The organism is Desulfomicrobium aestuarii (genome assembly GCF_055385525.1).
Genome location: NZ_AP042427.1, coordinates 620,302 through 632,197, shown reverse-complemented (window position 1 = coordinate 632,197; position 11,896 = coordinate 620,302). Strand labels below are relative to the sequence as shown.

The window sequence follows — 11,896 nt, the reverse complement described above, 5'->3', positions numbered from 1 at the left end:
CTGTTCCCGGTTGCGGAAACAGGCCTGCCTTATCGTAGGACGTGTGAAAAGGCTACTTTTTCTTGTCCTTGGCCTTGCCGGCGTCGGCGGTGATCACGGCCGAAATGAAGGCGCGGCCGACCTGCACCTGGATGTCGTTGCCCAGATCCAGGGTCAGAATGTCGTCCTTGGCCTCCACCACGCGGCCGTACAGGCCGCCGGCGGTGATGACGCGGTCGCCGCGCGACAGGTTGTCGAGCATCTGCTTGTGTTCCTTCTGCTTCTTCTGCTGCGGGCGGATGAGCAGGAAGTAGAATATGACGAACATGAGGATGAGGGGCATGAAGGTCATGAGGGGCCCGCCGGGCTGGCCTCCGGCCGTGGGAGCCTGTCCCATGGCGTGGGCGATACTTTCGAAAAACATGATGGTTCCTCCGTTTACGTGATGTCGCGTTGTTTCGCGCGTTGGCTACCCCGCGGCAGCCAGAAATTCAAGACCAAACCGTCTAGATACCCAGAATCTCCCGGTACTCTGCGACCTCGTTCCGCACCTGGACGATCTTTTCGAGGTCCTTGCCGCCGGCGGCCAAGGCTTCGGCCTTATCCAGGTGGAAGGCGTACTTCTTGAACTGGCGTTTGTAGGCGAAGGCCTTGGCGTAGTTGAGATGCGCGTCGAACCCTCTGCCCAGGGCCGCCTGGTAGCGGGCCAGATTCTCAAGCACTTCCGAGTCCCGCGGCACCGCTTTGGCCACGCGCTCCATGGCCGAAACGCTGGACGCGTAGTTGCCCTGCTCGGCCACGGCCCGGGCGTAGAAAAAGAGGGCGTACAGATCGTCCGGGTCCCGCAGCACCGTTTCCTGCAGCAGCCTGGCCGACGTGGCGAGGTCGCCGAACTCGAAGGCGTAGCGGCCGTACTCTCGTTTCCAAAGGGTATCCGACGGGTTGCACGCCATGGCCTCGGAGAAGCCCTTGCCGGCCTCCTCGGCGCGCCCCAGTCGGCTCAGGGCGATGGCCCGGCCAAGACGATCCTGACACGTCGACCTGGCAGGCGCCGAGAACAGGGCCAGGGCCGAATTCGCATCCGTGTACCAGGCATGGACGAGCATCTTCACGCGCTCGTATTCCGCATTGTCCGAGCGCCTCTCGCGCACCGTCTTGGGGAGCCTGGACACACGCTCCTGCATGTAGCCCACCCGGTCGTCGACGCCCGGGTGGGTGGACAGGTACGAAGGCACATCCCCTCCCCCGGACATCCACTGCAGCTTGCGGATCTTCTCGAAAGCCCCGACCATGCCGCTCGGGCCGAAACCCGCATCCACCAGGTAACCGAGGCCGTACTGGTCGGCGTCGGTCTCGTTCTCGCGGGTGTACTTGAGCTGCATGGCCTTGGCGCCGGCCACGGAGCCCAGGGCCAGGGCGCTGGCCCCCTCGCCTCCCCCCTGGGAGCCCACGAGCACGGCGGCCAGAATGCCCAGCAGCGACCCGGCGCCGGCCAGCTGGCTCTGCTCGATGGACTTGGCGATGTGCCGCTCGGAGACGTGGGCCAGTTCATGGGCGATGACGCTGGCCAGTTCGTCCTCGCTGGCCAAGTTGGTGATGAGGCCGGTGAAAATCGTGATGTGGCCCGCGGCCGAGGCGAAGGCGTTCAGGGCCCCGTTTCTGACCACGGTGACCTTGATGGGGAAGGGCTGCGGCGGCATGGCCGCCACGAGGCGGTCGACGAGGGACTGCACGTAGCCCGTGATGCGCGTGTCCTCGATGACGGGGAAGCGCGTCTCGATGATGAGGTCGAACTTGCGGGCCAATTCGAGTTCGTCACGGATGGTGAACTCGCCGAACGCGTCCGCGGCGCTTCGGGGGCAGGTCCAGGCGATGAGGAAGGCCAGCAGCCACGCAGCCGCCCTCGCGCCGCGGGTGCGCATCACGCCAGGGCACCTCTCGGGTCCACCAGCACCGCCCCGTTGCGCTTGAACCCGCTGGCCAGGAAGCGGCGGACCGGCCCCGAGCCTTCGAGGGCGACCTTGCGCGCCGCCTGTTCGGCAGTCAGGCCGCGGTCGCGCTCGTCGCGGCGCAGGCGGAAATACTCGCGGAACATGTCCTCGACCTGGGCGTAGGATTCGGCCTCCAGCTGATCGAGGTCCGAACTGCTTATCCCGAGCCCGTCCGTGGGCACGGCCTCGATGGCCGCCTGCAGGGGCGCCGGATCGGCCAGACGGGCGCAGAGCATGCGCGCCAGGTCGTACTCGGAGGATTTGGGGATGAGCTGGATGGGGCTCACGTCCCCCACGTCGCCGTGCAGGGTCCAGAAGCCGGTCAGCAGTTCGTCAAGCTGATCCGTGGAGAGGACGCAGCCGCCGTGAAGCTGGGCCACGTGGTACAGGAAGAGCATGCGGGTGCGGGCCTTGAGGTTGCCCTCGGCCACGGGCGTGGTTTCCGGGTAGATGCCCGCGAAGGTAGCGGAAATCTTCCGGTAGAGCTCCGTGAAGTCATGCTTGTGGGTGAGAGACACGCTAGCGGGCGCCATGGCGTAGGCTTCGGCCACGCGCGTCCCGCGCTCGATCTCGGCCGGGGTGTTGGAGGCGATGGGCAGACAGAACCCCAGATAGGGAATGCGTCTGGAATGCAGCAGGGCCGCCAGGAAGGACGAATCGATCCCCCCCGAGAGGCCCATGACGTAGAGCTTGCGGCCCGATGTCCGCAGATAGTCCTGCAGAAAATCGCCCAAGGCGTCCAGGAGCCCCTCGGAGGCCTTGACCTCCAGAAGCTCCAGCCAAAGATCGAAATCGTCGTCGCAGGGACATTCCATGCGGGGCAAAGCGGCCATGCCTCCTCCCTATGAGTTCATCATGTCCAGGAAATCCTTGTTGCTCTTGGTGCCGCGCATCTTGTCCAGCAGGAAATCCATGGTGTCCACGGAGTTCATGGGGCCCATGATGCGGCGCAGGATCCAGACCTTGTTCAGGATGTCGGGTTCGAGAAGCAGCTCTTCCTTGCGGGTGCCGGAACGGTTCAGGTCGATGGCCGGGAAGACGCGCTTGTCCGCCAGGTGACGGTCGAGATAGATGTCGCAGTTGCCCGTGCCCTTGAACTCCTCGAAGATGACCTCGTCCATGCGCGATCCCGTGTCGACCAGGGCCGTGGAGATGATGGTCAGGCTGCCGCCCTCCTCGATGTTGCGGGCCGCGCCGAAGAAGCGCTTGGGCCGCTGCAGGGCGTTGGCGTCCAGGCCGCCCGACAGCACGCGCCCGGAGGACGGGGTCGTGGCGTTGTAGGCCCGGCCGAGGCGAGTGATGGAGTCGAGTAGGATAACCACGTCGACCTTGCGCTCGACCAGCCGCTTGGCCTTCTCCAGGACCATCTCGGCCACCTGCACGTGACGGGTCGGCGGCTCGTCGAAGGTCGAACTGATGACCTCCGCCTTGACCGTGCGCTCCATGTCCGTGACTTCCTCGGGACGCTCGTCGATCAGGAGGACGATGAGGTAGGCGTCGGGGTGGTTGACGCTTATGGAATTGGCGATGGCCTGCATGAGCATGGTCTTGCCGGTGCGCGGCGGGGCCACGATGAGGGCGCGCTGGCCCTTGCCGATGGGGGTCATGAGGTCGACGATGCGGGTCGAGTAGTTCTTGTCGCCGTTCTCCAGGCGGAACTGCTCGTCAGGGTAGATGGGCGTGAGGTTGTCGAAGAGGACGATGCGCTTGGCCTCCTCGGGCTCGCGGAAGCAGATCTCCTTGACCCGCAGCAGCGCGAAGTAGCGTTCGCCCTCCTTGGGCGGCCTGATCTGGCCGGAGACGACGTCGCCAGTGCGCAGCGCGAAGCGCCGGATCTGGGAGGGCGAGACGTAGATGTCGTCCGGACCGGGCATGTAGCTGGACGTGGGCGAACGCAGAAAACCGAATCCGTCGGGCAGGATCTCCAGGACACCCTCGCCGAATATGGACCCGTTCTGGGAAGCGCAGGCCTGGAGTAGCGCGAAGATGAGCTCCTGCTTGCGCAGGCCGCTCACGTTCTCGATCTGATACTCCGCGGCGATATCCATGAGTTCGGCCATGGATTTGGTTTTCAACTCGGAAAGATTCATAACGAAACCTCGTAACAATGAAATGGCTTATGCCTGTGACCGTAGGAGATAAGGAACAGACCAAAAGGTCGAAAATTATGTATTGTGAATTTCGAAAAATGATGGGTCAGAAAAGTGCTCTGGTATGAATATAAAAAACCCTTTCAGGAGATCGCACGGACAATATGTGTTTCTGCTTGAGGACTTGTAGTGTCTGGCAGGGATGGAACAACGGAATATCTGAATGAATCGAAAAAAACAAGAGCCCAGGGGCGGTTAATCGCCCTCGGCTTCATCTTCTTCTGCCTTGGCCTGGAGAATGTCGGCGAACAGGGCCTCGATGGACTTCTTGACCTCGGCCTGTTCCTGCTGCAGGGCAAAGGAGAGTTCCAGGGAAATGAGGCCCATGGCCTGTTCGAGGAGCCTGCGCTCGCCGAAGGACAGTTCCTTGTCCTTGCCGATGAGGATGAGCTCCTTGAGGACGTAGGCCACATCCTTCAGGTTGCTGCTCTTGAGCTTCTCGGAATACTCCCGGTAGCGGCGGTTCCAGTTCTGGCCGGAATAGCCCGTGAAATCGGAGCGGTCCTGCAGGTACTCGCGGATCTCCTCGGCCTGTGCAGAGGTGTAGACGCCGCGCAGCCCGACATTCTTGGCATTGCGCACGGGGACCATCAGCGTGACGTTATTGCTCAGAATACGCACGATGATGAGTTCCGTGGCGACGCCCCCGATCTCCTGGGTCTCAATCCTTTCGACCTTACCGACCCCCTGCGCGGGATAGACGACAAGTTCATCAACTGAAAACACAAGCGACCTCCACAATAACGAAATCGGACTGCATGGAAAAAAAAGATTAGCGCAAAATCGAAACGGCGTCCACTAAGCTCTGAAGTCAGCCAGAGGTCAGCGCGCGTGCAGACGCGCCGTCGCGGCGTCCAGGCCTTCGCCGCAATACTGCAGAACCGCCGTCACGGCGGCATCGAGAACCTGGCCTACCTGCTCCCACTCGGCGGGAAGAAATCCCTTCAGCACATAGTCGGCCATGGCCTCCGGGCCTTCGGGCCGGCCGATGCCCAGCCGAAGCCGGGCGAAATCACGTGTCCCGAGATGTGCGGCCACGGACTTGAGGCCGTTATGCCCGGCAAGCCCGCCCGAGAACTTGAAGCGCGCCGTGCCCAGGGGCAGATCCAGCTCGTCGTGCAGGACCAGGACGCGTTCCGGTGCGATGCCGTTCTTGCGGCAGATCTCGCCCACCGACTGGCCGCTCAGGTTCATGAAGGTCTGCGGCTTGACCACCAGCCAGCGTCTGGCCCCGTAATTCTCGCTCACGTCCCACACTTCGGCCTTGGCGCGCACGCCCCTGGCCTCGCACGACGCGCCGGGCTCGGCGGCCCAACGGGCCACGAGGCGGTCGGCAAGGAGAAAACCGAAATTATGGCGGGTCCGGGCATACTTTGGACCCGGGTTGCCCAACCCGACAATCAGGCCGTCGTACGTCATGGGGAACCGTCAGGGGAGAGAAATGGACAGGGCGGAGAGAATGGAGGCCCTGCCGGGCAGGGCCTCCGGAATGAACGGACTATTCTTCCTCGCCAGCCTTTGCGCCGCGACCGGCCTGGATGGTGACGACAGGATAGTTGCGGTCGTAAACGGCCTTGACGCCTTCGGGCAGCACCAGCTGCTCGACGAAGACCTTCTCGGCGATGTCCAGATCGGCCACGTCGATGACGATGGAGTCCGGGATGATGGTCGGCAGGCAGCGGACCATGACGCGCTCCTCGAGGATCTCGAGCTTGCCGCCCAGGACGACGCCCTTGGCGCGACCGACGGTCTCGACGGGAACGGTGACCTGCACTTCCTTGTCGAGGTCGATGCCGATGAAGTCCACGTGATCATAGCGGCGCTTGACCGGGTGGGAGACCAGCTTCTTGAACAGGGCGTTGCGCTTCTCCACCTGCCCGTCGACATCGATGTGCAGTTCGAGCATCTTCGAGTAGCGGACCTTCTCGAAAGCCTTGCCCAAAGCCATGTTGTCTACGGTAAAGGAGATGTTTTCACCCTTGGAGTTGTAGAAAACACCGGGAACCAACCCATTGGAACGCAAGCGGGCGCACGGGCCTTTTCCCCTTTCCTCGCGCTGCTTCAGCTGCAAACTAGTGACTTCAGACATGCTTTTCTCCTTTATTCATCAACTAAAAAATAGGTCTGTTCCGAACAGGTTCAGCTGAACAGCACGCTCACCGACGATTCGGAATGGATATTGTGAATTGCCTTGGCAATAAGACTGCCAACGGAAATAACCTTGAATTTGTCGCTCGCCGCGGCCTTGGGGTTGAGCGGGATGGTGTCCGTGACGATGACCTGCGAAAAGGCCGAGCTCATGAGGCGCTCCACCGCCGGACCCGACAGGACCGGGTGCGTGGCGCAGGCCACCACATCCTCGGCTCCGTTCTCGGCCAGCAGGTTGCCGGCTTCGGTCATGGTGCCGGCAGTATCGATCATGTCGTCCAGGACCACGGCGATCTTGCCCTTCACGTCGCCGATGAGCTGCATGGCGTGGGCCTTGTTGGGGCCCTCGCGACGCTTGTCGACGATGGCCAGGCCGACGCCGAGTCGCTTGGCGTACGCCCGAGCCCGTTCCGTGCCGCCGGCGTCCGGCGAAACCACGATGAGGTTGTCGCCGAGCTTGCGGATGTATTCGAGCAGCACCTGGGCGGCGTACAGGTTGTCGACGGGCTTGTCGAAAAATCCCTGAATCTGGCCCGAGTGCAGATCGATGGTCAGCACGCGGTCCACGCCCGCCGCGGAGATGAAGTCGGCGACCAGCTTGGCGCTGATGGGCACCCTGGGCACGACCTTGCGGTCCTGCCGGGCGTACCCGAAGTACGGCACCACAGCGGTCACGCGGCCGGCGCTGGCACGCTTCAAGGCATCCAGCATGAGGCACAGTTCCATCAGATTGTGATTGACCGGTGCGCACGTGGACTGAACCACGTACACGTCGTCGCCGCGCACATTGGCGCCCATTTCGACCCGAATCTCGCCGTCGCTGAAAACGTCGACCAAGGACGGGGTGATCTTGCAGCCCAGATGATCGCAGATGCGGGCGGCCAGGGCGGGGTTTGCGGTCCCCGTGACGATTTTCAGTTCACCGACGCGTGGCATAGTCTTTCCTTGAAAATGTATGGCTGGGGCGGGAGGATTCGAACCTCCGAATGACGGAACCAAAACCCGTTGCCTTGCCAGCTTGGCGACGCCCCAACACAGGTCGCCCGGCCTGTCCGACCTACGGCTCCCCCGAGTAAAACAAAAAGACCGCCAGGTTTGTCGACCCGCAGCCCGACCAGAAAACCCTCACGAATCCAGCCGCACGGGCCTCCCGGAACGAATGCCGAAGCAGGCGTGCCCGAGGGAGCGCAGCCTGCCGGCGCAACGCGCGGCATTCTCGGAAGACGAAAAAAGAGCCACGAAGCTGGAGCCGCTGCCGCTCATGACACATGCATCGGCAAAACCATCCAGAATCAGCTCTTTGATACCGTAAAGCACTGGAAATTCTTGAAAAACGACTTCCTCAAAGCTGTTCCAGAGCTCGGGCGGTTTCGTGAAGCAAAGATTCTTAATAGGGCTAAAATTCAGTGTCAACTCTTTTCTTGGACGCACCAGTCCCTGCGCCAGCATCTCGTCGTAGCGCCTGTAGGCCCAAGCCGTGTTGACGTGCACCTGCGGACAGACGACCAGAACGACATAGTCGTCCAGGCTCGCGGGCACGGGTTCAAGCACTTCGCCGATGCCCGTTACCCAGGCCGGGACGTTGTCCAGGAAAAAGGGCACGTCGGCCCCCAGGGACAGGGCCAGGTCCGCCAGTTCCCCAGAGCTCAAAGCCTTGTCTCCGGCCCTGCCGTTGAGCCACCGCAGCAGCGTGGCGGCATCGCTGCTGCCCCCGCCGAGGCCCGCGCCCATGGGGATTCCCTTGTCCAGGTGCACGGCCAGGCCGGGTGCGAAACCCGTGGCCCCGGCAAAGCGTTCGTAGGCCCGGGTCAGGATGTTTTCGCCCGCGGCCAGTGAAGGGTCCGAGCAGGTCAGACGAAAGCCCTCCCCGCCCTCGGCCAGCGTCAGGACGTCGCAGGGCGAGGGCAGCGGGTAGAAGAGGCTTTCGATCTCGTGATACCCGTCAGCCCGCACCCCGACAATGTCCAGGTAGAGGTTGACCTTACAGCCGGCCGTAAGCTCCTGCGACATGTTAGCCCTCGCAAAAAAGCGCCCTTCCGGGCGCTTTTGGATCATGACAGCGGGATGGTCCGGAACACGTTGCGTCCCTGTCGTTTGAGGAGGAGCATGACGACGCCCTTTTCCTTGGCGTCGCCGGAGATGACGTCCTGCAGGGCCTTGGCCGTGTTCACGGCCTTGCCGTTGGCCTCCAGGATGACGTCTCCCGCGGCCAGGCCGTTCTGAGCCGCGGGGGAGCCGTCGGCCACTTCGACCACCAAAAGGCCCATGGCCCGGCCCAGTTCCAGGGCTCCCGCCTCGGATTCGGTCACGGGCCGCACGCTCAGCCCCAGCACGGCTTCACCGGGGGCCTCGGGAGAGCCGCCGGGGCGGGCCTGCGCCACCTTCTCGGCGTTGCGCTCGCCAAGGACCAGGATCAGCTTCTCGGTCTTGCCGTCGCGCCACACGGTCACGCCGACCTTGGCGCCGGGCAGCAGGTCGCCGATCTTGCGGGTCAGGTCGCCGGCGTCGGCCACCTCGACCCCTTCCACGGTCGTGATGACGTCACCGGCCCTGATTCCCGCCTTGTCCGCCGGGTCGCCGGGCGTCACCGAGGACACGAGCGCGCCCTTGGCGTCCTTGAGGCCCAGGGCCTTGGCGGAGTTGGCGTCCACGTCTTGGATGGACACGCCGAGCCAGCCGCGCTTGACGGTCTTGTATTCCTTGAGCTGGTCGATGACCTGCCGGGCCAGACGGCTGGGGATGGCGAAGCCGATGCCCTGCCCCGAGGCGATGATGGCCGTGTTGATGCCGATGACCTGGCCGTCGAGGTTGATGAGGGGCCCGCCGCTGTTGCCGGGGTTGATGGAGGCGTCGGTCTGGATGAAGTTGTCGTAGGGGCCTGCGCCGATGGTCCGGCCCTTGGCGCTGACGATGCCGGCAGTGACGGTGTGGTCCAGGCCGAAGGGGTTGCCGATGGCCATGACCCACTGGCCGACCTTGAGGGCGTCGGAATCGCCGAAGGCCAGGTACGGCAGGGTCCCCTTGGGCGCGATCTTGAGCAGGGCCAGGTCGGTCTCCTTGTCCGTTCCCACGATCTCGGCGTCGTAGGACACCTCGCCGTTGCCGTCGGCGCGCAGATTGACCTTGATGGAATCGGCGCCTTCGACGACGTGGTTGTTGGTCACGATGTACCCGTCGGGCGACATGACGAAGCCCGATCCCAGGGAGCGCTGCTCGCGGGGCACGCGCCCCTGTTCGCCGAAGAAGCGCTCGAACTGGTCGAAAAAGTCGCCGAAGGGGTGCTGGCCGCGCGGCCCCTGGCGGAAAAACTGCTGCATGTCCGGCTGGCCCTTGACCACCTTGACCGTGCTGATGTTGACCACGGCCCGGCCCGATGTCTCGGCCAGGTCCGTGAAGTCAGGCAATTGGGCGGCCGTGGCGGCCGACGCCAGGAACAGGCAAAGCAAGGCCAGGGAACGAATTGCGTATTTCATGAGATACCTCCGTTGCTACGAGGAGAAAGCAAAAGCATGAGCCGTGCCACCCGGCGTGCCGCCCCGGCCGCGCTATGCAGCGGGACGGTCTGCGTACACATGCGTGCACGAAAATGCACAAGAACGCGCCGGCACATCAATGAACGGCACAATTTTGCACATCGGAACAGTCCGGATCCTGCACAAAACGCATGGCCATCCACTCCGACCAGTACATCCACCCGGGGCTCCCGGAACCCACGAAACCGACGTGCCCGCCGGTCTCCGGCATGACCATCGAAACGGCATCGTTGGCGCGGACCTCGTCCACGGGGAAGCAGTGCGGACCCAGGAAGGGGTCGTTGACGGCGTTGATGAGGCATGTCCTGCGCTCGATCCGGGACAGGAACTGCCTGGAACTGGAGCGCCGCCAGTAATCGAGGGCGTCACGGAAACCGTGCATGGGCGCCGTGAACCTGTCGTCGAACTGGCGAAAGGTCCGCAGCCTGCGCATGTCCGTCAGGTCGAAGACACCGGGAAAAACCCGACTCTTCCGGATAATCTTCTTTCGCAGCAGGTCAAGCAGATAGCGCATGTAGATGGCGCACTCGGGGCGCTCCAGAGCCCCGGCCGCGTCCTCCAGGTCGCACGGCACGGACAGGGCCACCGCCCGGCGCACGATGCCCGGAACCTGCGCCGGGTCCTCGCCCAGGTACTTGAGCACCACGTTGGCCCCGAGGCTGAAGCCCACCAGGTCGACGCTGCGGTAGCGCCCCAGGGACTCGACCATGAGCAGGACCTCATGCAGGTCCCGGGTCCAGCCCGAGTGGTACATGGTCGGCTTGCGGTTGAGTTCGCCGCCGCAGCTGCGGTGGTTCATGGCCAGGACATCCAGGCCGTGATGCCGGGCGGCCCTGGCCATGCCGAGCACGTACTTGCTGCGCGAGTGCCCCTCCAGACCGTGCAGGATGAGCGCCAGCCGGTCCGACCCCGTCCGCGACCAGTCCAGATCGACGAAATCCCCGTCCGACGTTTCCAGGCGCTGGCGCTCGTACGGCACCCGCGCCCGGACCCGGAAAACGTGGGGGAAAAGCGTCTGCACGTGGCCGCTGGAAAAGGGGAAGGCGGTCCGCAGCCGCACCACGGCCTACTCCTCTACGTACACGCGGGTGATGAGGACCGGCTCCTTGGGCACGTCCTGATGAAAGCCGTGGTTGCCCGTGGGCACGGCGGCGATGGCGTCCATGACCTCCAGACCCTCGGTCACGCGGGCGAACACGGCATACCCGAAGTCCCGCGCGCCGTGGTCCAGAAAGGCGTTGTCGCGCAGGTTGATGAAGAACTGGGAGGTCGCGCTGTCGACGACCTGGGTGCGGGCCATGGACAGGCTGCCGCGCACGTTCTTCAGGCCGTTGTCGGCCTCGTTCTTGATGGGCTTGCCCGTCTGCTTCTCGCGCATGCCCTCGGTCATGCCGCCGCCCTGCAGGACGAAGTTCGGGATGACGCGGTGGAAGATGGTCCCATCGTAGAACCCGTCGCGCACGTAGTTCAGGAAGTTCTCGCAGGTGATGGGGGCCTTGTCCTCGAACAATTCGATCTTCATCGTCCCCATGGACGTTTCCATGACTATCATGATGGTTTCTCCTTGGATGTGTTTCATTCGTTGCACGCCGACCCGGCGCCTCAGGGAGCGTGCGGGGCCGGCCACTCCAGCACCAGGGCGTCCTCGCCGCTGTCGGCGTAGTAGCCCTTGCGCAGCCCGGCCTGCGTGAAACCGCAGCTTTTGTAAAGGGCCCGGGCCGCCGCGTTGCCGCTGCGCACCTCCAGCACCGCGCGCTGCGCGCCCAGAATGCGCGCCCGCTCCAGGCAGTACCGCAAGAGCGTCCCGCCGATGCCCTGCCCGCGGCGGGACGTGTCCACGGCGACATTGACTATTTCCAGTTCGCCCGCCACGATGTAGGCGGTCAGATAGGCGACCATGCGCGGGCCTTCGAACACCCCGGCCGCGAAGAAGCGGTCCTGTCCCAGGAGGGTTTCGAACCGCCCGGCGTCCCAGGGGTCGTCGAAGACGGCGGCTTCCAGGCCGGCCAGGGCCAGGGCGTCGCCGGGTCCGAGCGGGCGGGTGTGCAGGCCGGTGTCGAGCATCGTGTTCAATCCTGAAAAAAGTGCGGGTGCC

Annotated in this window: 13 protein-coding genes and 1 tRNA gene; all 14 read right to left on the bottom strand. The window is 63.9% G+C overall.

What is annotated here, in order from left to right:
* Positions 1–52: 52 nt before the first annotated feature.
* Complete coding sequence (gene yajC, locus ACZ5AC_RS02815; RefSeq protein WP_464249446.1) at positions 53–403, bottom strand: preprotein translocase subunit YajC; 351 nt, start codon at positions 401–403, stop codon at positions 53–55.
* Between the two features lie 82 nt (positions 404–485).
* Positions 486–1,901: a beta-barrel assembly-enhancing protease gene (locus ACZ5AC_RS02810; RefSeq protein ID WP_464250589.1), complete on the bottom strand. Its 1,416-nt coding sequence runs from the start codon at positions 1,899–1,901 to the stop codon at positions 486–488.
* Positions 1,901–2,803: an NAD(+) synthase gene (nadE, locus tag ACZ5AC_RS02805; protein ID WP_464249445.1), complete on the bottom strand. Its 903-nt coding sequence runs from the start codon at positions 2,801–2,803 to the stop codon at positions 1,901–1,903. The genes ACZ5AC_RS02810 and nadE overlap by 1 nt, the downstream gene beginning before the upstream one ends.
* A gap of 9 nt (positions 2,804–2,812) precedes the next feature.
* Entirely contained in the window at positions 2,813–4,060 is a 1,248-nt protein-coding gene (gene rho, locus ACZ5AC_RS02800; RefSeq protein WP_464249444.1) for a transcription termination factor Rho, read from the bottom strand.
* 255 nt (positions 4,061–4,315) lie between these two features.
* Complete coding sequence (locus ACZ5AC_RS02795; RefSeq protein WP_464249443.1) at positions 4,316–4,846, bottom strand: CarD family transcriptional regulator; 531 nt, start codon at positions 4,844–4,846, stop codon at positions 4,316–4,318.
* Between the two features lie 96 nt (positions 4,847–4,942).
* Positions 4,943–5,539 carry an aminoacyl-tRNA hydrolase gene (gene pth, locus ACZ5AC_RS02790; RefSeq protein WP_464249442.1) on the bottom strand — a complete coding sequence of 199 codons (597 nt, stop codon included), beginning with the start codon at positions 5,537–5,539 and terminating at the stop codon, positions 4,943–4,945.
* Between the two features lie 79 nt (positions 5,540–5,618).
* Entirely contained in the window at positions 5,619–6,209 is a 591-nt protein-coding gene (locus ACZ5AC_RS02785; protein WP_464249441.1) for a 50S ribosomal protein L25, read from the bottom strand.
* 50 nt (positions 6,210–6,259) lie between these two features.
* Entirely contained in the window at positions 6,260–7,204 is a 945-nt protein-coding gene (locus ACZ5AC_RS02780; protein WP_464249440.1) for a ribose-phosphate diphosphokinase, read from the bottom strand.
* A 20-nt stretch (positions 7,205–7,224) separates the two neighbouring features.
* Positions 7,225–7,300: transfer RNA gene (locus tag ACZ5AC_RS02775), tRNA-Gln, on the bottom strand.
* Positions 7,301–7,393: 93 nt separating this feature from the next.
* Positions 7,394–8,278, bottom strand: a complete 885-nt coding sequence (gene ispE, locus ACZ5AC_RS02770) for a 4-(cytidine 5'-diphospho)-2-C-methyl-D-erythritol kinase (protein ID WP_464249439.1) — start codon at positions 8,276–8,278, stop codon at positions 7,394–7,396.
* Positions 8,279–8,319: 41 nt separating this feature from the next.
* Entirely contained in the window at positions 8,320–9,741 is a 1,422-nt protein-coding gene (locus ACZ5AC_RS02765; RefSeq protein ID WP_464249438.1) for a DegQ family serine endoprotease, read from the bottom strand.
* A gap of 136 nt (positions 9,742–9,877) precedes the next feature.
* Positions 9,878–10,864: a YheT family hydrolase gene (locus ACZ5AC_RS02760; protein WP_464249437.1), complete on the bottom strand. Its 987-nt coding sequence runs from the start codon at positions 10,862–10,864 to the stop codon at positions 9,878–9,880.
* A gap of 3 nt (positions 10,865–10,867) precedes the next feature.
* On the bottom strand, positions 10,868–11,353 hold the full coding sequence (locus ACZ5AC_RS02755; protein ID WP_464249436.1) for a peptidylprolyl isomerase: 486 nt from the start codon (positions 11,351–11,353) through the stop codon (positions 10,868–10,870).
* A 50-nt stretch (positions 11,354–11,403) separates the two neighbouring features.
* Positions 11,404–11,865 (bottom strand): ribosomal protein S18-alanine N-acetyltransferase, encoded by a 462-nt coding sequence (gene rimI / locus ACZ5AC_RS02750; RefSeq protein ID WP_464249435.1) that lies wholly within the window; start codon positions 11,863–11,865, stop codon positions 11,404–11,406.
* Positions 11,866–11,896: the final 31 nt, after the last annotated feature.